Below are 21,087 nucleotides of genomic sequence, written 5' to 3' on the forward strand. Positions count from 1 at the left end.
CCTCTCGGCGGCCTTGCGAAAAACAAATCCAAGTTAGACCATTTCAAATGGTTCGATGTCTGCCCGGATGCGACACTTGAAGTGTCCATCCTCGCAGTATCCGGTTCTCAAGGTGCACGCTTTGCGGCTCATCCGGTCCGACCGGGCCGCGCGGCAAGGAGATATATTGCCAGACCGGAGGGGCCCCGTGGGCGGGAATCTGGCACTCCATATTTTGTTCACAAACGAATATGTCCCTCAGTCGCGTCCCTGAGGTTATAACTGAAGCATTGGCTTCTGATATTGGCGATGACCAGCTGGTTTATAGGTGTTAAGGCATCGGTCATCTCTGGAGCGCCACTTTACTCCAAAAGCATCAGCTATTTGTTTCCCGTCGGTAAAAGGCAGGTTTTGTTCGCCAAGCGTTCTTATATATAGAGAAGTTCGGGTTCGAACCCATGCACCGGCAACAAAAAAGCGATCAACCGGAGTCGATCGCTTTCTGTTCTATGGTGGAGCATCCAAAGGATGTTTCCGAACTCACTTTCTCGCCGCCATTCATGCTGTCGAAGCATCGTTCGACCTCCGCAGTCCCATGTTTTGAGGATCTGCCGTGTTTATCACTGCTATTAATGAGTGTGCGGAAGTGATCCTCATACAGATACGTGCGATCCGCCAGAGAACTGAGAAGCATCTTTCTGCAGCCCTCGTTGTCTATCCTCGCATCTCTCAGGTCTTCCGGAAATTCACAAGCAGTCTTAGGGTCAGTTTGTTTCTGCTTTCAGAGACTTGTTTGAGAGTTATTAAAGACAGTTCAAAACAATAAGTGAGACACCATAAAGCAGAGCAAGATGTGCCGGATAGAAAACGTAGAAGAAGTATTTCAGCTTCAGCCCTCGCTTGCCATTATAAAGATTGATAAGCAGCAACGAAACGACCGCGGCAGCAACATCAGGATTAAATACATTAGCTGTAGCAAACTCAAATCCGCCGCCAACTATATGGCATGACGAAAGGAGCACTACGCATACTGCAGCAAAGAACATCTTGGCCTTGCTGTCGTGGAATAAATAGAATGCAGCCACAAGCAGAATGCCATACACGCCGCCATCTAGTTTAGTGTATTCAGCTGCCAGTGCTATCAAAACAATCAGAGCAAATTCTGCGATGTGCCTCTTCCATTTTGAAAGACTTTGTATCTTTTCCAGAATAATCAAAAAGACCAAGGAAAGCAGGAGCTCACACATAACATTTTGTTGCCGAAGGTCGAATAGTTGCCCGGTTTGAACGAAATCGTATATGGGCTCCGCAATGATTGCGAAGACAAGCATATTTCGCAGGTACTTCTTTATGTCATGAGTATGCAAAAATCCCTCAACTATCAAAAAGCAAAATAAGGGAAATGCAATTCTGCCAAGAACATGAAGCACATCCGAAGCCTCGCTTAGAATCGCCCACTGCTCGTCTGATATCTGATTGTACGATGCGTGAGTCATGATTCCATTGGTCAGGACGATCCTGCTTACATGATCGAGAACCATCGAAATGGCCGCTATTATCTTTAATGTGCTGCCGCTAATTCCGTATCTGTCTGTTTTCATTTCGTTTTCCTTTCTTTGGGTGGGCCGTCGGGGGTTCAGCCTGCTTCGCAGGCGGCCGCTGCGGCGCTTTCGCGCCTTGCGCGCTGCGCTGGCAAACGCTCACGCGTTTACTTAGCTCCGCGCCCCGACGGGTTCGAACCCGTGCACCGGCAACAAAAAAGACGGCCAACCGAAGTTGACCGTCTCAACAATCTTTGGGTGGGCCGTCAGGGGTTCGAACCCTGGACCTTGGGATTAAAAGTCCCCTGCTCTGCCAGCTGAGCTAACGGCCCGCGGGTGGCATTGTACCACGGTCTGGGACTATTCCCAACTCCATTGGCCGTTCTGGAAAATCACAACTTCACGTCCATCAGGCGTAATGCCCGTAATATCGATGTCGTCCGTGCCGATCATAAAATCGACGTGCGTGCTCGAGACGTTAACACCATGCTCCAGGAGCTCCTCCTTGGACATGTCGTACCCACCCTCGATGCATTCGGGGAAACCGACACCTAGCGCGAGATGGCAGCTAGCGTTCTCGTCATAGAGCGTATCGTAGAACAGAACACCACTTTCGCGGATCGGCGTGTTCTTGGAAATGAGCGCGACCTCTCCCAGGTGAGCAGCGCCCTCGTCAGTATCGATGATACTTGCGAGCGTTGCCTTGCCCACGCGGGCGTCGTAGTCCACCACGCGGCCGCCCTCGAACTTAATCCAAAAATCGTCGACTTTATTGCCGTGGTGGATGAGCGGCATGGCCGAGTACACGATACCGTCGGCGCGCATGCGATCGGGCGAAGTGAAGACTTCCTCGGTGGGAATGTTGGGGAAGAAGGGGTGCCCATCGGGCGTCTTGCCCTTGCCGCCGGCCCACTCGTGACCCTTCGTCATGCCAATCGTCAGATCGGTTCCATTTGCCGCGGTGTAATGCAGGCAGTCGAAACGATTGCCGTTCAGGAAACGCAGGTTCTTTTCGAATGCGGCGTCATGGAGCTCCCAGTCGCTCTCTGGGTCCTGGCCATCGGCGCGAGCGGTGTGCAGAATCGCATTCCACAGCTTATAGATTGCAACCTCATCGGCGTCTCCCGGGAACACCTCGCGCGCCCAAGCCACGACCGGAGCGCCGGCGATGCACCACGGATTGATGTTGTAATCCAGTCCACGGCGGAAAACTTTGCACTGCGTGTTCTTTGCCTTAGAAGCTGCAGCGGGCTTAGCGGGATCGATGCCCTTAAGGGCGGCGGGGTCCGCACCCTCGATAAAGATAAAGCAGGCACCGTCCTGGGCCAGGGAATCCAGCTGCAGGCGCTTCCACTCGGGCGTCTGCTCAAAATAGCTTTTCTCGACATGCTCGTACGTAAGCCTCGTCACGGCATCATCGGCCCAGATGACCGTCACGTGGCCGGCGCCGGCAGCATAGGCCTCCGCGACCACCACGCGCGCAAACGGCACGCACTCAACCGGAGACTGAACGACGACTTCCTGGCCGGGCTTAACGTTTACGCCCTTGCGGACAACCAGGCGCGCATAGTTTTTAATCTTGGGCTCCAGGGACTTCATACCCTCCAGGGCCTCTTCGACCGTCAGGGCAGCTCGAATCATGTGCCACTCCATCTATCTATAGAACAGTAAAAAGGCGCGCCGCAAAAACGACGCGCCTTATATCTTAGCGATAAGTATGTATGCAAACGCTACTTCTTCTTGGAGTCCTTCTTGTCCTCCTCGGCAGCTGCGCGCTCGATAAGAGCGTTGAGCTTGTTCTCGGACATGCCCTCGGCCTGCGCGCGGTACATGTTGCGCAAGGGACGAATACGAGCGAAGTCGTAGATAAAGTCACCTAGGATGATGACATAGGACAAAACGATGCCGACCATCTGGACAGGGCTGGACACCATGCCAGCGGGAGCGAAGTACAGCGAGGCCCAAATTGCCACGACGAGCACCATGCCAATGGCGAGCACAATCCACCAGATGCGACGGCGCTTGGTGTAGTCCTCGTCCTGTTTGAGGAGGATATTCGACACCGTATAGATGCGGTCCTCCTTGGCGCGCTGCTTAGCCTTGCGGGCGCGCTTCTCCTCTTTAGAGAGGCCCTCGAGGTTCTCGCCCTTCTCGAGCTCTTTGCGGCGTGCCTTAGACGAAGCCGGCACGACGCGAACGGAGCTCGCTGCTTGGCGGGCGGGCTTAGCAGATGCGGCAGACTTGCGCGCAACCCCGGTAACTTCGTGGGATTGCGTGCGCTTGTTCGTGGCGCTACGGGTACTCACTTATGCGTTCTCCTTCATGCTTGTGAACTGGGAGCCCGTGATGATCTGGAAGGCCTCGCGATAGCGCTCGGACGTGCCATCGATGACCTCGGCGGGCAGGTGCGGGGTCTCCCCCGTCATATCCCAGTTGGCCTTGAGCCAATTGCGGACGAATTGCTTGTCGTAGCTAGGCTGGATCTTGCCCTCCTCGTAGCTGGCAGCAGGCCAGAAACGGCTGGAGTCGGGCGTGAGGCACTCGTCGATCAGCGTGACCTTGCCATCGATGACACCAAACTCGAACTTGGTGTCGGCAATGATGATGCCACGGGTCGCGGCGTACTCGGCAGCGGCCTTGTAGATCTTGAGGGAAAGGTCACGAATCTGCGTGGCGATGTCCTCGCCCACGATCTCGCAGCAACGCTCGAACGAGATGTTCTCGTCGTGGTCACCGATCTCGGCCTTCGTGGACGGCGTGAACAACGGCTCGGGAAGCTTGGAAGCCTCGGTCAGGCCCTCAGGCAGCTGGATGCCGCAGACGGTGCCGTTCTCGTCGTAGGTCTTCTTGCCCGAACCGGTCAGATAGCCGCGGACGATGCACTCGATAGGAATCGTCTGGGCCTTCTTAACCAGCATGGCGCGGCCAGCGAGGTAGTCACGATACTCAGCAAACTCCTCGGGGAAATCCGCCGGGTCGATGGAAACGAGATGGTTGGGAACGATGTCGGCAAACTTATCGAACCAGAATGCCGAGATGCGATTGAGCACCTCTCCCTTAAACGGAATCTCGTCGGGAAGAATGAAGTCGAACGCAGAAATGCGGTCGGTGGCGACCATCAGCAGGTTTTCACCGGCATCGTAAATATCACGAACCTTGCCACGGGAATCCGGACGACGCTCCATCGTTGTCACGTGAGTCACTCCTTACCTAAATACGACAGAAATGCGGGTTCTTTCCCGCATGTTTTCGCAAACTCGGAGCGGCAGGGACGCGGCCCCTCCTTCACCGAATAGCGAAAAGCTAGTGCTCCATTGTAGTAGATGCCGCGTCCGCCGTGTGCTCGCGGGGCAGATGAATTGTAAAAGTCGTACCCTTTCCAAGCTCCGACTCCACGGATATGTAGCCATGGTGACGCTCGACAATCTGCTTGGTCACGGCGAGGCCGACGCCCAGGCCGCCAGCTTCGCGGGCGCGGCTGGCATCGGCGCGCCAAAACCGCCCGAAAATGCGCGACAGATCGTCCTTGGCAATACCGATGCCGGTATCAGAAACGGCAATGCTGACGTGCCTGCGGTCACTGAGCACCGACACCACGACCCAACCGCCCTCGGGGGTGTAGCGCATGGCGTTGCTCATGAGGTTGATAACACATTGCGTGATCATGTCGGGATCGGCCTCGACGACATCGTCGTGACCCTGGGTCTCGTCCGCAAAACGCAGGCGCAGATCGCGGTCGACAAACAGGCGCTCCTGGGCATTGACGATGGAACGCACGAAAGGAACCATGTCCACCGGCTCAAGGTTGAGCGGAGCCGTGCTGTTTTCCATGCGCGACAGGTCGAGCATCTGCTGCACCAGACGAGCCAGGCGACGCGTCTCGGAAGCAACGGTCTCCAAATGCTCATCGTCGGTGGGATACACGCCATCCTGCATGGCCTCGACCGTTGCGAGCATGGCCATAAGCGGCGTGCGAAGCTCGTGTGCAACGTCTGAGGTCAGGCGCTTCTCGTGTTTCATATCCTTCTCGAGCGAGGTGGCCATCTCATCGAAGGTCTCACCCAGCTGATCGATCTCGTCATCACCGCGCAGCCCCGTGCGAGCCGACAGGTCGCCGTCACGGATTTGCTTTGCGGTACTGGTGATGCGATGAATCGGTTTGGTGAGCATGCGCGACACGAGCGATCCGATAACGACCGAAATGCAGATTGCAACAACCGCGGCGAGGGCCATGGCGTTAAAGGTCTTCTCCCTAAACGCAGAGTCCGCCTTGGTGAGCAGAGCGTCGGAGCCGATGGCCCACAGCTTTACCTGTCCGACATGCTCGCCGGAAGACGTTACAATCTCGACGTTAGCAACGCTATCGGAGTCGGTTGGAGCAGACGAGACCGGGCTATGCGATGCCCTCTTGCCGCTCGTGTCGTCGGTCGTAGCCTGGTTTTCGCGTACATCGGCGGTGGCGCTTGCCGAGGGCCAGGAATCGTCATAAACGATCACACCCTTTTTATTGACGACCTGCATGCCCAGATCGTCGGAAACCAAACTCGACGTTGCGACCGTGCGCAGTTCTCCCGCGGTCCAAGAGCCGTTTTCCTCATATGAGGTCGCCAACTTCTCGGCAGCGGAATTTGCGATTTCGACGATATTGGAGCGTGTGTAATCCGAAAAGACCGTGCCCCACACAACAGAGACAACGCCCACCAGCACCAATACCGTCATGAGCGATGTCAGAGCAAAAGCAAGTGCCATGCGCGAGGGATAGCTCATCGTTGGCCGTGAATCGGAACGAGGCGTGTTCCAACTAGCCTTGGAACCCGCCTCGCTCTCCTGCTTGTGCTTTTGTCCGATTTCAAAGCGCGCAGGTGTCATATGTGATTTCCCTATTTCTCGTCCGACTTATCGGTCTTGGCCGGAGCCTCGAAGCGATAGCCGACACCATGGACGGTGTAGAGCCACTTGGGCTTCTTGGGATCATCGCCCAGCTTGGCGCGAAGATTCTTCACGTGGCTATCGATGGTGCGCTCATAGCCCTCAAAGTCATACCCGAGCACTTTCTCGACCAGCTCCATGCGGTTATACACACGGCCGGGATGGCGGGCAAGCGTGGTGAGCAGCTTAAACTCGGAAGCCGTCAGATCGACTTCCTTGCCCTCGACCAAGATCTTGTGGCCCGAGATATCGATGACCAGATCGCCGAAGTCGAGTACCTCGACGGCGGGCTCGTCGGCCTGATGGGCACGGCGGAACAGAGCGCGAACGCGGGCGACGAGCTCGCGCGGCGAGAACGGCTTAATCAGATAGTCGTCGGCGCCGAGCTCAAGACCGATAATACGGTCCTCGATCTCGCCCTTAGCCGTCAGCATGATGATGGGGACATCCGAGGTATCGCGAATGGTGCGGCAAACGCGCTCGCCGGGAATCTTGGGGAGCATAAGGTCGAGCACGACCAGGTCGAACTGATGCTTCTCGAACTCCTCGATCGCGGACTGGCCGTCGCCGACGCCCACAACCCAGTAGCCTTCGCGCTCGAGATAGGCAGCGACGGCGTCACGGATTGCCTTCTCATCCTCGACCAGCAGAATCTTTTTTGCATCTGAAGCCATAACACGGCCCCCCTGTCTCAATTAGCTAAGAACAAGCCCATTTTAACGCACCTGAGCCCGCCGGATGCCGCTATGACGCGGCAGCTCGGCGGGCGGTACTCATAGTCACAACGCGCTTATTCCCCTGTCGAGCCCTTTTTAACCCCTCGGAGACTAAAGAGAGAACAAGCGAGCGGTAACCGTCTCGGGAATTCCCTGGCTGTTACGCACCGTTGCGTACGTTAAGAACGAGTTCGATTTACCCGCCGTAGCAGGATAATCGCCATACTCCAAGGCTCGGTCGGGCGACAGAAGCGAGCCGTAGGTCTTAGCCGAAGTGTCAATCAAAAAATGCGACGCCTGAACTTTAACCAGGTATTTATTTTTCCTTCCCGCGGCGCACGCGAGCGGCTCACGCGAAAGGAAGAGGTACGGCCCGCCCTCGCTACCGATATAGGTGCCCATATTGCCCAGGCTACCCACACCGCTATACGTCGCCTCGATGGAGAACACGAAGGTGTCGCCCATATACACGGCCTCGAAAGGCGAAACCGACGAAGGCAGCACCAGCTGAGCTCGCTTCGTGTTGTTGCCGTCAGTCAGGTCGATCGCCGTCATACCGTAATAGACGCCCTCATCATTGTGCACGCGGGGCGAGATGGTCAGGATGCCGTCGCTCACACGCGGGGCGGATGCGAAACGGCCCGTCGACTTCCAAATAGTCTCAGGCTTGGACTCGCTGGGCGACTGACGGTAGCAGTACGAATCGTTACTCGTCTTGGTGCCGCCGGACGAAGGCATCTTATACCAGATGACCGACGACCCATACGCTGTGAAGAGCGGCGGATCGTAGTTTTCGCCACCGCGGTCGAGCTCGACAGCGTTGCCGGTAAGGGAGGAGCCTGCAAGGTTTTGCGCATAGAGTTTCCAGGACGCATTGGCAAAGTTCATCTCGACCCACGCGAACACGCCATCACCCGCGCGAACGTCGTAAAACGCATAACCGGTTCCCTCAATGGGATCCTCAATAAGTGTGGTAAGCGAGCCATCGCCTAGGTTGAGCACACCAAGCGTATTGGCATGCAGGGCAGAAGCAGGCGCCATCATCGCGGCAGCGTAGTCGCCATCGCAGTAGTACAGCAGCGTGCCCAGCGGCAGCGTCCACGAGGCTGCGGGCTCAAGATCGATATCGACAGCCTCGTACTCATCAGTGATCGAGACAATCTTCGAATCGTCCTTGATAACCTGCGGCTCGCCAGCGGCGTCATCACTCGTGCCCGTTTTTTTCGAGCAACCGGCCAGTACGGCAGCAGCACCGGTAGCGGCGCCACCCAGCACAAAACCTCGACGCGTTATTCCATTCTTAAAGCGATCAGCGATGCTCATTAGGCGATCTCTGCGCGAGCGGCCTCGATAGCGCGCGTAAGCTGATCGGCGCAAGAGGTCTTTTTCATACCGCAGGTATTACCGGCGAGAACCTCGATTACGCGATCGGCGGGAGCGCCTTCGACCAGCCTGGAGATGGCCTTGAGGTTGCCATCGCAGCCGCCGGTAAACTCGACGCCCAGCACCTTGCTGCCATCGTCAGAGAGATTGAGGTGAATATTGCGAGAGCATACACCCTGAGGCTTGTAGTCAAAACTAATCATTGAGATCCCCTCTCAGAAAGAAATTTCAGACGTCTATTATCCCCGCCTGGACCGACTTATTATCGCAAGCACCGATTCAACATCCTACGATGCTTGGACTGGCGGGGGCAAGATTAGCAGTCCGCACCCTGTGCGTGGACCATGCGCTTCTCCCGATACATATTGTGGTCGGCGACGCGATATACATCGGCCAGCGTATTTCCAGCCGTCTCGACGGTCGCCACGCCAATCGATGCGCTGACCGTCAGGGTCTCATCGCTTACCGCGGCAAGACCGAGACGAAGATCCTGTTCCAGCCCGAGCGCAGACTCGTTGTCAGTATGGGGGCAAACCAGCAAAAACTCGTCGCCGCCAACGCGCATCGGCAGGTAATCCGCACCAGCCACCCGCCGCAGCACGGACGCCGTCCGTCGCAGCAGTTCATCCCCCATCTCGTGACCATAAATGTCGTTGGTCCGCTTGAGATAATTACAGTCCACCATAATCACGCTCACTGGCAAGTCCTCGTTTACCAGGCTATCTCCACGCGATTCCAGATAGTTGCGGTTGCGAAGCCCCGTCAGTTTATCTTGGTATGACAGCTCCTCGGCATGCTTGACCATCGATATGTTGTGCGTCGCCACGACGACCGAATCCAGGCGGCCTTGCTCATCGCGATGCTGGGGGACAACCTATAGCGAGTACCAAGTGCCTCGACAATCTCGCACCTCGGCAGCCAAGTACGGTACGCCCTCCATACGTTCTCGAAGCGTACTTATATCTACGAGCCCCACAACCGCTTCGCGGCTTTCGGGGCTCACGATATCCCGGCAGACCGTGTCCATAAAGTCATATGCCTCGCTATGCTCGGCAAACATCTTCGCTATCGCCGGCGACATATTGATTCCCTCGATCTTGAGGGTGTCAAGATGCAAAAGGAAGGTCGAATCGTAGATGGCGCTTATGGCATTGATAATGCCGAGCTGTTTATCCTTTTCGACCAAATTGCGGTGGTCAGCGATATTTCGAGCCAACAGTACCACGACCCAAAACGCAAGGCACACCAAGACGCCGACGGCGACAAATGAAATCCTGTCAGACATGACCTCAGATTTGGGATATAGCGCAAACAGGCGGTAGTCCTTATATGCCGCACGCACGGCATATAAGGTGGTCCCCCGATATTCGATACGTGTTACGCCCTCGTCTTTCCAGTCAATTCCGCTATCGGCGAGAAGCCGGGCAAGGGTTATATCGACGGTCGAATCGTTTGAAGAAACGATTTGCGCATCGCGCATCACAAGCACTGTTGGACTCTGATGGAACGTGTTGTTTACAAGGACGTCGGCGATCGTGTATGAATAGTCATCGGCGGGCTCAGCCGCAAGGGATCGATACCCCAACGCCACCCCATCACCGTATGGAACGGCACTCACGGCAAAGTCGACACCGCGGCGCTCGACAGCGGTCGAGTAGGTCACTTTGGAACCTTGATACATCGATGCGACCGGCGAACAGGCCAGCTCCTCTCGCCACAACATGAGCGGATCGCGGCCGTCGAAATCGTAATGGGCGACCATATGACCATCGGCGTCCATGACCAACATTCCCGAAAGGCTCTCGGTATGGACATATTCCTCGACCAGATCGTCGTTGACTTCAAATCGATCAGGCGGCAAGAACGTCGCAAACGACTCGAGCGCCGCATCCAAATTGTGCGTCGCCTCGGTTTTTCTTCCCTGTTCATATCGGTCATATTTTTCGCAGGCATTTTTTAAAAACACCATGGTTTCCTGGCCGAACCCAAGCGTTTTATCAAGGCAGCAATGCGTGCCAACCATATAGAGCAGACTCAGTAGGGCAACGCTGGCCACGATGCCGATGCCCACTGCGGCTAAACCCTTTCGGCGAAAGCGGCGCTCGTCATTTGTCATGATTCCGCTCCTTGCCCGCCCGTTGTCGCTCCTGTCTTGTAATTGCCCACAATACGGTCAACCGTGCCATCTCGATCCATGTCGGACAGTGCGGTATCGAGGTTTTTGACGTACTCCCCCTCATAGCTATCATCAAACGCGACGCCCAGGTCAACCGTCATAACGTTGTCGGCGAACACACGATAAACGCCAGGATACTGGGCAACGAGTCGATCAAGCGACTGAACGTCCGCCATCCAACAGTCGACATACCCTTTGGCGAGGGCGGCTTTGCAGAGTTCGGCAGAACCATACGATTTGATTTGCACGTCCGGCGAGATATCCAGATCCCCTGCGAGCAATCGGCGTTCGCTCACCGAGCCCGCAATCACCGCAATGGTCTTGCTTCCATCGAGATGCGCCAAGGACGTGATGCCACTCGTTTTCTTGGCGGCGACCGAAACCGTCAGGGTCAAATACGGCTCAGTCCAGTAATACTTATCCTCGCGATAACAGGGAGAATAGTCGCACCACAGGCAATCGATATCGCCGTTTTTGAGTAGGCGATCACGGTCATTCCAAGATATGTCGATAAATTGCGGCTTGATCCCCGCGCGCTTGCAGGCCTCGCGGGCGATGTCGATATCGATACCGGCGTAATCGCCCGTGGTATCGACATACACATAGGGGTCGTTATCCGTAACGCCGATTTTGAGTACCGGGAGGTCTTCGTCGGCTTCGTTCGGAGAGGAAGAACTGCTTCGAACGGTATACGTCAGGACGCCCGCACAGACGGCAACAAGGAGTATGAGCGTAAACGAGACGATGGCGGCTCGCTTGATGCGTCCGGGCACGCGCCTCCCTTCATCGAAACAGCAGTCGGATTTCATTTTATACCCGGGGATGAGCCGGCAATAAAAAAGCGCCTCACCCAAGATGGGCAAGGCGCCAAAGGTTGAAATGAATCCGCAAGCGGTCGAATTAGGCTAGCCCTACTCGAAGTTCAGCTGCTCCAGGCGGTCGAAGACCGTGTCGATACGGGTGACGAGTGGGGTACCCTAACGCTCGAGACGTTTGCGCATAAGCGCGAAGGCAATCAGCGAAGCGCCGGCAACGGCCATAATAAAGGCGACAGCAAGGGCCTGGTCGCCCGTGTTGGCAAGCGCGCCCTTAGTAGCCTTAACAGACTTTTTGGTCACCTTAGTCGTCGTCTGCTGACTAGGCTGGGACGGCGTCACGGGCTGCGTAGGCTGAATCGGCTCACCATTGGCCTCCTCGCCCGTCACCACGTACGTCGAGAAGTGGCTCGTGCGGAAGCAGAGGTAGTCGCCCTCGGTCCACGTATCCATAGCCTGAGTGGAACCATCCTCGGCAACGTAGAGCACCTTGAGGTTGGTGAGCGCCTTCATGGCGGCAGTCATCTTGACACGGACGATGAAGGACATGCCTTCGTAGTCCTCGATAACCTCGCCGTCCTTGAGAAGCTTGATATCGAGCTTATCGGCAACCTTGGTAGCCCCCTGCTCAAGGCCGGAAATCGTAGCATTGGCGGCATCGGTAAGATCCGTCGGTTCCTCGACCACAAGAGAGATGCTGTTGTTCTGGGCAATGCCGGCAGCGACATTGTTCTCGGCGCTTACGCTAACGTCCGTTCCGTTGCTACCCGCAACGCCTGCAATGGTCTTTGCCGCTACGATAACGGCGCAGGTCGCGGTTTTGTCGCCACAGGTGGCGGTAATCGTGGCGGTACCGGCCTTAAGCGGCGTCACGACGCCGTCTTTGACCGTGGCGATCGACGAGTCGCTGGAGGTCCAGCTCACCGTCGTATCGTCTGCATCGGCAGGACTCACCGTTGCGGAGAGCTTTGTGGAGGCATCACCGACGGTAAAGGACAGGCTCGTCTTGTTGAGCTCAACCTTTTGGGCGGGATTGGTCACGGTCACCGAAACGGTCTGGGAGAGCGACCCTGCAGTGATGACAAAAGAACCAGAACCGGTCTTGAGGGCGGTAACGGTGTAGGAGCCATCACCGTTGTCGACAACCTTAAACGCCTTCGAAGCGCCCGTGTCATCCAGAGCAAGATTGGTCTCGTCGACCTCACCCGCAAGGGTTCCAGCAAGAGAAACCTTCACGGTGCCCTCTTCGCCCTTCTTGAGGCCGAGGACGCTCTGGTCGACCGTAAGGTTCGTTGCGGGATTAGAGACGGTCACCGCGCAATCCTGAGAATAGGTGCCGTCTTCAGTCGAAACGGTGATGGTTGCGGCGCCCTTGGAGACAGCCGCCACCTTTCCGGTTTGATCGACTGTAGCGACACTTTCGTTGCTGGACTTCCAGACAATCGTCTGGTTAGCCTCCGCGGGAACGACCGCCGCCTTAAGCTGCTCGGTTGCAGCGCCCACAAGCACGACCTTCTGCTTATCGAGCGTGATGCCCGTAGCAGGCTGAATAACCGTCACCTTGCACGTGGCGCTATGCTCTCCGTCCTCAGTGGTGACGGTAATCGTAGCAACACCTGCCTTGACCGGGGTCACGACGCCGTCTGCAACCGTGGCGACCGTAGGATCGCTCGACGACCAGGACAAGTTCTTGTTCGTTGCATTATCGGGCTCAACCGCTGCGGTCAACGTCGAGGGCTCACCGCCCACAGCAAGCTTAAGGTTTGAAGCGCTGAGCTTGACGCCCGACACCTTTACAACCGGAGTGGTTACCGTAATCGCATCCGTGGTTGCAGAGACCCCATCAACCGTTGCCGTGATCGTGGCATCACCGTCACCGACAGCGGTAACAAGACCGTTAGCGTCGACGGTAAGGACGCTCTCGTTGGAAGAGGACCAAACAACTTGGCTGGCCTTGTCATCAGGGGAGACCTTTGCCTTCAGCTGCTGAGTCGTGCCTTTATCCATGGAGGTTGAGTAGCTGTCCGCAATGGAAACCGCAGTCTTTGCAGGCTCCTCGCCAAGCTTGACAACATGAACGGTCATCGTGTCGCAGAGACGACCACCCAAGTACATTGAAACCGTTGCATCGCCGTAACTATGAGGCACTAAATACCCCAAGTAACTGCCACCACTAAACATCGGTCCTTTTACCTCGAGGACATCCGGATTATCTGAAGTGAAAGAATACTTTGCGCCGGCATAGGAGTCCATCAATTCCTCAGCGCTTTTACTCAGCACGCCCTTTGGATATTCAAACCCCCTGTCACATTCCAGCCAAAGCCAATCTTTGGATATACTATCTGAACTGACCTCACAGGGAAATGTATAATCGCTCGACACAAACTTAGCCTTCGAAAGGCTCACTTCCGCAGGGTCGACAACCTCTATCTCAAAGGGATGGTCATTGCCAAGGCCATCACGAGCATGAGCCTTAACGGTGCCAGGCTTTATTGCCTTAAACGAGTTTTCACCACCGATAAGCTCAACGACATCGTTGCTTTCCAGAGAATAGGTTACAGCGCCAAAGTCCGCACCCCAATGTGCGCGCTGGCATGCCTTCAGTACTTCATTTGGAGAAACGTTGAGAATGGCAGTCAGATAATCGCTGTCCCCAACCAGCATCTTTTGCTTTTTGTTCCCACGCTCATTGAATCCGGGCTCCTGATTCTCGGTTACAACATCACATAGCTTCTTCGTCTCAACTTCACCGTTGCAATAGTCGACAAGAACCTTGGCCTCTTTAGCATCTTTCGACAACGCCTCGAGTTGCAAAGAAGCGCTTAGCTCGGAAGTTCCATATGATGAATAATTCGAATTCACCCTTGCCTGGACTTTGGAATCCTTTGAGGGGTCTTCCTTAATAACAAAATATGTGGCCGCACGGCTCTCGTCCACGGGACGAACGTCAACTCTCCCCTCTAGTAATGCATAATGCGTGTTCCCGCATTTTTGCGGACAATCATCCGTGTAACCCAGCGTTGCGGTGTTTGTTGTCGCACCAGATTGGTCGTAAGAAACGAAACTGACCTTAATTGGATTGACTTTAGCCACACTTTTAATCTTAAGAGAACCGTTTAAACTCTCGTCGGTCTTGCTCTTCAGGGTTATAGTCGTTGTGCCAACTTTGGTGGGGCTAATTGTCAATACCCAACTATGTGACTCATAACTTACCTTAGCGATATCCTCGTCAGACGATGTGATATCGATATCGCTAGGGTCAATGTGCGCCCATTCGTGATTTTTATTAAAAAAGGAAAGCCTTCCTTTCACCGTCTGTCCAACAGCGACATCAAATTCTGACCACACATCGCCTGTAGACGAATCGTATGGGAGAAACGATGCACCCATGGAACCGTCCTGCGACTCCAGCATGACAGCATCCGCATGCGGAGCGGCCACCGTCAGCCCAAACGTTGCCGCCGTTAAAGCAACACAGATGCCTGTGGCTATCCTCCAAAACCCTTTTCTCATTCCCCTAAGTCCAATCTCTCGTGAAAAAACGCAGCATTCTCCCACACCTTAAAATTGGCTTAAGGATACCCCCCCCCCCCCGACAGTTACCGGCAAGGTAATGTTTGTCAGATGTCTCAAATTATCGGCAAGCAGCACAGTTGACGCGCATATATCGCTGACGTCCAGCTTTCTAGGTGCGCTCATGCACAAGCCCCGCTGGCAGAGCGAGCTGCGAGCGGGGCTTGTGTTGGAAAGTCGCACTCGAACGAGGGCCGCGGAGAATTGATCGATTTGACTACCTCCCCGATCGGTCAATTAGAACTCGAGCTGCTCCAGGCGATCGAAGACCGTGTCGATGCGGGTGAGGAAGTCCCACGGGTCAAAGATCTCGTCGAGCTTCTCCTGGCTGACGGTGCAGCGCGGATCGGCCTCGAGGCGCTCCTTAAAGGTAGGACCGGAGACGCAATCCTGCACCTCGTGCCAGGTGGCCATGGCGTTTTCCTGCACGATCGCATAGGCGTCCTCGCGGGTGATGCCCGTATCGACGAGGGCCAGCAGGACCTTGGAGGAGAAGATGAGGCCGCGGGTCTTGTTGAGGTTGGCCATCATGCGAGCAGGATACAGCTGCAGGCCGTCGATAACGCGGATGAGGCACTGGAACATGTGGTCGAGCGCGATGAAGCTATCGGCCTGGGCGACGCGCTCGGCGGAAGAGTGCGAAATGTCGCGCTCGTGCCACAGGGCAACGTTGTCAAAGGCGACCTGAGCGTTGGACTTCACGACGCGCGACAGGCCGCAGACCTTCTCCATGGTGATGGGGTTGCGCTTGTGCGGCATGGCGGAGCTGCCCTTTTGGCCCTTGCGGAAGGGCTCCTCGGCCTCGAGCGTATCGGTCTTCTGCAGGTTGCGGACCTCGGTCGCGATGCGCTCGCAGGTGGCCGCCGTGGTGGCAAGCACGCCGGCAAGGTAGGCGTGGTGATCGCGGCTGATGACCTGCGTGGACAGCGGATCGTGGACCAGGCCCAGGTGCTCGCAGACGTACTCCTCGACGAACGGCTCGATGGAGCTGTAGGTGCCGACGGCGCCCGAGATGGCACCGAAGGCAACGTTCTTGCGAGCGTCCTCAAGACGATCGAGATCGCGCTTGAGCTCCCATGCCCAAGAGCCAAACTTCATACCGAAGGTCATCGGCTCGGCATGGATGCCATGGGTGCGGCCGGCGCAGAGCGTATTGCGCTCCTCGAAGGCGCGACGCTTGCAGATCTCGCCGAGTTTCTTGACGTCCTCGATGATTAGGTCGCAGGCCTGCGTGAGCTGGTAGCACAAAGCCGTATCGCCCAGGTCGGAGCTGGTCATGCCATAGTGAACCCAACGGCTGGGCTTGGGGTCGCCCTCGGGAACATCGGCGTCGATGTACTCCTTCATATTGGTCAGGAAGGCGATGACATCGTGGCGCGTGACCTCCTCGATCTCGTCAACCTTCGCCTTCTCAAAGTTGGCGTGGTCGCGAATCCACTGGGCCTCTTCTTTGGAAATACCGATCTTGCCGAGCTCCGCCTGCGCCTCGCAGGCCAGGACCTCAATCTCCTGCCAAATGGCGTACTTGTTCTCGAGGGAGAAGATGTGTCCCATCTCCGGGCGGGTATAGCGATCGATCATAGCGGCTCCTTTTTGGTTATTGGCACGTTGGTCGTAACTCAACCATTGTACCGTGCGCAGGTGCAAGTATGGGCAGCAGGCATTAACCTAACATTTTGGAATTGGAGCGGGCAACGGGACATCCGCGTATTTGCTTCGCAAATCCGCACCGGCTTCAGGCGCCTGTCGGCGCCTTCGCCTGCTCGCTACAAACGCTTCGCGTTTGCTTAACGCTCGCACCCTGGCGGGTTCGAGTCCCGGCGCTTGGTAGTAAAAAGCACGGCAACGTAACGCTGCCGTGCTTGTGCTTTTTACTGGAGCGGGCAACGGGACTCGAACCCGCGAGTGTCAGCTTGGGAAGCTGATGCCTTACCACTTGGCGATGCCCGCATATGTGGGGGATAGTATAACGCGGTTGTCTTGTTCGATACAAGGGTGGCGATGCTTGTTTTAGCTATGGAGATTCGTTTGAAAATCGCGTCAATTGTGGAGATGAGGACCTTTGACCTCCTGTTCTCCTTATCCTCTACCTGCGCTTTTGCTTGATTGTTGTATTTGAGCTCAATTTGTCAGGAATTGGGCAAGCTTTTGGTCAGGCTCCGGTACTTACCCGCATGAACCTCGGGGGTAGCCTCATCCTACGCGTCGCAGCCTCCCCGTGCGGCGCACGAGGGATAAGGAGCAGCCATGTCCAACGCACCCACGCACTCTGTCCACAGCGCAATCGCAACGGGTCCGCTGCTCCTGCTCCTCTTCCTGCTTTTCGGCTGCCTGGCACCGGGAGCCGCATTTGCCGTCGATGGCTACGACCAGCTCGGCTTCCGCACTATTAGCGATGATTGTGGGCCCTTCTTCATCGGCAAGTATGAAGCTCAAGACACCTCGATTGCCTACTGCATGAACCAGGAGCGCCCCGGCCCCACCAAACCGGGCGGCCCATGGCTCAACTTTGATCAAGGCTGGGTGTGGCTCGACGACGAGTTCGCGGCAATCGTTTGTCACGGATATCCCACCACCACGTCGTTTGGCGGTTACCATCTTTCACCCGATCGCGCCCGCGCCGCCACCCAGCTTGCCGTATGGATGCTCAACGGCACTACCCATGTCGACGGCACCTACTCCTACACGACCGCTCAGGGTAAAACCAAGAGCGGACACTTTACCGCCGACAATGAAGTCGTGACGGCTGCGCGGTGGCTCCACGACAGCGCAAAATCAGGAAGCATCAAAGCCGCTCCGCACCGCGCGCGACGCTATCTAGGGGCCGTATCGGGCGGCAGCAAACGTCAAGACATGCTCTATGTACTGCCGGCGGTCTCTGTTTCCTTCCAAAAGCAGTCTGCGAACACCGTTATTACCAGCGGAAACAATACCTATCAGTTTACCGGGGCAACATTCGATATTTTTGAGAGCGGCAGCGGCGCGCGTGTCGGCACCATCAAGATGGACAGCAACGGTCGAGCGCAAGCAACACTTCTGCCCAACACGGCATACTACCTAGTTGAAACGAAGGCGCCGACCGGCTATGTCCCCCGCCACGATCGTATTGCCTTTACCACGGGGAATGACGGCGGGCAGGTCGCCATCGATGAACAACCCGGCACCATCAACCTGCGTATCGTAAAACTCGATGCCGCAACGAATGCCGGCCCCCAGGTGGGATCTTCACTCGCAGGAGCAGAGTTCACGTGTGTGTCGCAATCAACCCCTGGATGGTCGCAAATTCTCACGACTGACGAAAGCGGTCGGGCTACACTCGCCGATGTCCCCTTAGGAACCTTTACCATCTACGAATCAAAAGCCCCCGAGGGCTACCTACCATCCAACGACAGCTGGACCTATACCGTTGGAGCCGATCAGCTCGGCGATTCAGACGTGGTCGAGATCGAATCTCGCGTTTCCGATATCCCCATTGCGTTTAACCTTGAGATTTCCAAATTCAAGGATTACGGCAATAGCGACCAATCCGGTCTGGAGCAGCCGGCGGGTGGTGTTATCTTTGAGGTTGTCAGCAACAGCTCTCAGCAGGTTGTTGGCACACTGACCACAAACATCTATGGCTTTGCCTCCACCAAAGATCAGCCCGAAGCATGGTTCGGCACAGGCAAACGACCCGCCGGTGTCCACGGAGCCGTCCCATACGACCGTGCCGGCTACACGGTTCGCGAGGTTCCGGAAACCGTCCCCGAGGGTTTTAAACGTGCAGGGGAATGGACCATCGAGGCCAATCAGATTTCCGACGGCGCCGAGCTTCAATATATCGTGGACAACCACGCTCTGTCGACGCATCTCCAGATTGTAAAACGCGATGCACAAACAGGTGCTTCTGTTCCCCTAGCCGGATTCACCTTCCAACTCCTCGACAGCAATCACGAGCCTGTCTCACAAACTTGCTGGTATCCAGCACATAACGTAATGGACACCTTTACGACTGACGCGACCGGGACCGTCACACTTCCCGAATCGCTCGTGCCGGGCACCTATTATGTACGCGAAACCTCGGCCAAAGAGCCCTATCTTGTCGGCGACGAGATCGAGGTAAACATACCCGCCGACATGAACCTAACGCCCGTTGCAATCGCCTCGTATTATGACCACGCCGCAACCGGAATCATCAGGATCGTTAAAACCGATGCCGTAGACGGCAGCAGCCTCGCGGGCGCCATCTTTGAGATCCGTGCCTCGGGTGATATCGTGCGCCCCGACGGTAGCATTGCCGCGCTCGACGGTGAGACCGTCGCGACCGTCACGACGGATGAAGCTGGAGAAGCGCGCGCGGACGACCTCCCGCTGGGATCCGGCGCCGCACGCTACGAGGTCGTCGAGACTCAAGCGCCGGCAGGCTTCTTACTCGATCGGACATCCCATATTGTCGACCTCACTTATGCCGACCAGAAAACACCCGTTGTAGAAGCACGGCTTAACGTATCCGACGATTACACCAAAGTTGATATCTCCAAGGTCGATGCAAGCGGTGAGCAGGAAGTGGAAGGCGCACGGCTCACCTTATATGGTCCCGATAAAACCGAAATAGACTCCTGGACCTCATCCGACAAGCCGCACCGCATCGAACATCTTGCACCCGGCACCTACTCGTTGCGCGAAATGATGTCTCCGCGGACCTATGACCTTGCCGAAGAGATAGCGTTTGAAATAAAGGATACGGGAGAAGTCCAATCCGTCGCGATGAAGGATGCGCCCATCGAGATCAAGGGGCAGGTCGACAAGCGTCAGGAACTTGTCCAACCTATCGGGAAGGGTCTACTGGCCAACGGCGATGGTAAAAATCGCGCCGCGACGCAAACCAATACGTATGGACTTTTCTCCTATACCATTGACGCTCGAAACGATTCAGCTACCTGGGTTGATGAGTTCACAATTACCGATGATCTTGAGTGTGCCGAGGACGATACAGCGAGATTCGTCTCAATCGAAACCCCCGTCGCCATCGGCGACCTCAACGGTCTGTGCAACGTGTGGTATCGCACGACGCCGTTGGACTCGACAGACGTCGATGAGCCGGCAAACGCGACACTTGACGATGGGCACGACAATCCTTGGCTTGAGTCCGACGAAGTAAAAGAGAGTCTTGGTGAGGACTGTCGCCTCGTCGATTACGACGGCTGGCACCTCTGGAAGGCGGATGTCTCGACCACGGAATCCACCACACTCGAGGCGAAAGAGCTCGACCTTGCATCCAATACCGTCGTAACGGGCATTCGCATTGAATACGGTGCAGTAGCCGCCGACTTTACGACTCGAAGCGATGCGGATTCTTGGACCCGTGATGATCTCAAAGATGAGCACGACGACCTTGACGATGCCAAAGCAATACTTGGCACAGACGCTCGGGGCGCAGTCGTGCACATGCAGGCAACGTCGGCTTATACGCCCCAAACCGCACTCACCAACAGCGCGCGCGTCGATCTTTGCCGCAACGGCGGCGGCGATAAACTTGAGTCACATGACGAGGACCGTGTCATTCAACGCTGTACCCTACCGCAGGACCTACCGGCAACAGGATCAGTTCCCATCACCGCTTGCATCACCGCGTTCCTGACCTCGGGTGCCGCAGCCCTATGGTTCGCTCGCCTTAGGTCGATCCAAAAGAAGCACTAGCGCGATGAAAAAGCGGGCGAGCCAGTCCCCCGGCTCGCCCGCTTTCAATCATGTAAATCTCCGTATCTACTCTGAAGACGAAGATCCACCATCAACGATTGCTTGCTCGGACTCAGGAATCCCATCGGCACCCGTGCTCTGTTCTTGCTCCACCTCTTCGCTGATTGCGGAGGCGGGGGTCGAGCCCTTCGCACCCACGATGTAGGCAGCCCCAAATCCTAACGCAATGGCAATCAAGGTCAAAATCACGTAGACAGGCCAATGGCGCTTAATATACGAAAACACGTTGACTCCTT

General features: G+C 56.2%; 15 protein-coding genes and 2 tRNA genes. 1 reads left to right on the forward strand and 16 read right to left on the reverse strand.

All coding sequences use genetic code 11. The annotated features are described in order from the left end of the window. Positions 1-782: 782 nt before the first annotated feature. The 15 genes from I2D57_RS04180 to I2D57_RS04250 all read right to left on the reverse strand — a co-directional run bounded on the left by I2D57_RS04180 (position 783) and on the right by I2D57_RS04250 (position 17,062). A complete protein-coding gene (locus tag I2D57_RS04180) occupies positions 783-1,580 on the reverse strand; it encodes a TraX family protein (RefSeq protein WP_195361593.1) in 798 nt (265 codons plus the stop codon). Between the two features lie 199 nt (positions 1,581-1,779). Then, a tRNA-Lys gene (locus I2D57_RS04185) sits at positions 1,780-1,852 on the reverse strand. A 28-nt stretch (positions 1,853-1,880) separates the two neighbouring features. Beyond that, entirely contained in the window at positions 1,881-3,161 is a 1,281-nt protein-coding gene (locus I2D57_RS04190; protein WP_195361594.1) for an aminopeptidase, read from the reverse strand. A gap of 89 nt (positions 3,162-3,250) precedes the next feature. Beyond that, positions 3,251-3,826, reverse strand: a complete 576-nt coding sequence (locus I2D57_RS04195) for an ABC-2 transporter permease (protein ID WP_022093792.1) — start codon at positions 3,824-3,826, stop codon at positions 3,251-3,253. Further along, complete coding sequence (locus I2D57_RS04200) at positions 3,827-4,705, reverse strand: phosphoribosylaminoimidazolesuccinocarboxamide synthase (RefSeq protein ID WP_035136481.1); 879 nt, start codon at positions 4,703-4,705, stop codon at positions 3,827-3,829. It lies immediately after the preceding gene. Positions 4,706-4,823: 118 nt separating this feature from the next. Further along, positions 4,824-6,389 (reverse strand): sensor histidine kinase, encoded by a 1,566-nt coding sequence (locus tag I2D57_RS04205; RefSeq protein ID WP_195361595.1) that lies wholly within the window; start codon positions 6,387-6,389, stop codon positions 4,824-4,826. Between the two features lie 11 nt (positions 6,390-6,400). Next, positions 6,401-7,123 carry a response regulator transcription factor gene (locus I2D57_RS04210; RefSeq protein ID WP_006236208.1) on the reverse strand — a complete coding sequence of 241 codons (723 nt, stop codon included), beginning with the start codon at positions 7,121-7,123 and terminating at the stop codon, positions 6,401-6,403. A 153-nt stretch (positions 7,124-7,276) separates the two neighbouring features. Continuing rightward, the gene (locus I2D57_RS04215) at positions 7,277-8,488 is read right to left on the reverse strand and encodes a twin-arginine translocation signal domain-containing protein (protein WP_195361596.1); all 1,212 of its coding nucleotides are present in this window, start codon (positions 8,486-8,488) and stop codon (positions 7,277-7,279) included. Next, positions 8,488-8,751 carry a TIGR03905 family TSCPD domain-containing protein gene (locus I2D57_RS04220; protein WP_055287275.1) on the reverse strand — a complete coding sequence of 88 codons (264 nt, stop codon included), beginning with the start codon at positions 8,749-8,751 and terminating at the stop codon, positions 8,488-8,490. The genes I2D57_RS04215 and I2D57_RS04220 overlap by 1 nt, the downstream gene beginning before the upstream one ends. Positions 8,752-8,864: 113 nt before the next feature. Next, complete coding sequence (locus tag I2D57_RS04225; protein WP_195361597.1) at positions 8,865-9,374, reverse strand: GGDEF domain-containing protein; 510 nt, start codon at positions 9,372-9,374, stop codon at positions 8,865-8,867. A gap of 48 nt (positions 9,375-9,422) precedes the next feature. Beyond that, the gene (locus tag I2D57_RS04230; RefSeq protein WP_195361598.1) at positions 9,423-10,664 is read right to left on the reverse strand and encodes a hypothetical protein; all 1,242 of its coding nucleotides are present in this window, start codon (positions 10,662-10,664) and stop codon (positions 9,423-9,425) included. Beyond that, the gene (locus tag I2D57_RS04235) at positions 10,661-11,497 is read right to left on the reverse strand and encodes a substrate-binding periplasmic protein (protein ID WP_195361599.1); all 837 of its coding nucleotides are present in this window, start codon (positions 11,495-11,497) and stop codon (positions 10,661-10,663) included. The genes I2D57_RS04230 and I2D57_RS04235 overlap by 4 nt, the downstream gene beginning before the upstream one ends. Before the next feature lie 204 nt (positions 11,498-11,701). Continuing rightward, positions 11,702-13,624: an Ig-like domain-containing protein gene (locus I2D57_RS04240; RefSeq protein ID WP_195361600.1), complete on the reverse strand. Its 1,923-nt coding sequence runs from the start codon at positions 13,622-13,624 to the stop codon at positions 11,702-11,704. A gap of 1,725 nt (positions 13,625-15,349) precedes the next feature. Next, positions 15,350-16,693 carry an adenylosuccinate lyase gene (gene purB / locus I2D57_RS04245; protein ID WP_195361601.1) on the reverse strand — a complete coding sequence of 448 codons (1,344 nt, stop codon included), beginning with the start codon at positions 16,691-16,693 and terminating at the stop codon, positions 15,350-15,352. A 294-nt stretch (positions 16,694-16,987) separates the two neighbouring features. Then, a tRNA-Gly gene (locus tag I2D57_RS04250) sits at positions 16,988-17,062 on the reverse strand. A 297-nt stretch (positions 17,063-17,359) separates the two neighbouring features. Between I2D57_RS04250 and I2D57_RS04255 the strand changes: the two genes are divergently transcribed. Further along, a complete protein-coding gene (locus tag I2D57_RS04255) occupies positions 17,360-20,791 on the forward strand; it encodes a SpaA isopeptide-forming pilin-related protein (protein ID WP_195361602.1) in 3,432 nt (1,143 codons plus the stop codon). A 66-nt stretch (positions 20,792-20,857) separates the two neighbouring features. On the opposite strand, the gene I2D57_RS04260 is transcribed toward I2D57_RS04255, so the two are convergent. Next, on the reverse strand, positions 20,858-21,076 hold the full coding sequence (locus I2D57_RS04260; protein WP_195361603.1) for a hypothetical protein: 219 nt from the start codon (positions 21,074-21,076) through the stop codon (positions 20,858-20,860). Positions 21,077-21,087 lie beyond the last annotated feature (11 nt).

Origin of the sequence: Collinsella aerofaciens, assembly GCF_015553355.1 — a bacterium.
Lineage (GTDB): Bacteria > Actinomycetota > Coriobacteriia > Coriobacteriales > Coriobacteriaceae > Collinsella > Collinsella aerofaciens_V.

Coding starts and splice junctions, on each gene's coding strand:
- I2D57_RS04180 (WP_195361593.1), bottom strand. CDS start 1,580: ATGAAAACAGACAGATACGGAATTAGCGGCAGCACATTAAAGATAATA.
- I2D57_RS04190 (WP_195361594.1), bottom strand. CDS start 3,161: ATGATTCGAGCTGCCCTGACGGTCGAAGAGGCCCTGGAGGGTATGAAG.
- I2D57_RS04200 (WP_035136481.1), bottom strand. CDS start 4,705: ATGGAGCGTCGTCCGGATTCCCGTGGCAAGGTTCGTGATATTTACGAT.
- I2D57_RS04205 (WP_195361595.1), bottom strand. CDS start 6,389: ATGACACCTGCGCGCTTTGAAATCGGACAAAAGCACAAGCAGGAGAGC.
- I2D57_RS04210 (WP_006236208.1), bottom strand. CDS start 7,123: ATGGCTTCAGATGCAAAAAAGATTCTGCTGGTCGAGGATGAGAAGGCA.
- I2D57_RS04215 (WP_195361596.1), bottom strand. CDS start 8,488: ATGAGCATCGCTGATCGCTTTAAGAATGGAATAACGCGTCGAGGTTTT.
- I2D57_RS04220 (WP_055287275.1), bottom strand. CDS start 8,751: ATGATTAGTTTTGACTACAAGCCTCAGGGTGTATGCTCTCGCAATATT.
- I2D57_RS04230 (WP_195361598.1), bottom strand. CDS start 10,664: ATGACAAATGACGAGCGCCGCTTTCGCCGAAAGGGTTTAGCCGCAGTG.
- I2D57_RS04240 (WP_195361600.1), bottom strand. CDS start 13,624: ATGACCGTTCATGTTGTCAAGCTTGGCGAGGAGCCTGCAAAGACTGCG.
- purB (WP_195361601.1), bottom strand. CDS start 16,693: ATGATCGATCGCTATACCCGCCCGGAGATGGGACACATCTTCTCCCTC.
- I2D57_RS04255 (WP_195361602.1), top strand. CDS start 17,360: ATGTCCAACGCACCCACGCACTCTGTCCACAGCGCAATCGCAACGGGT.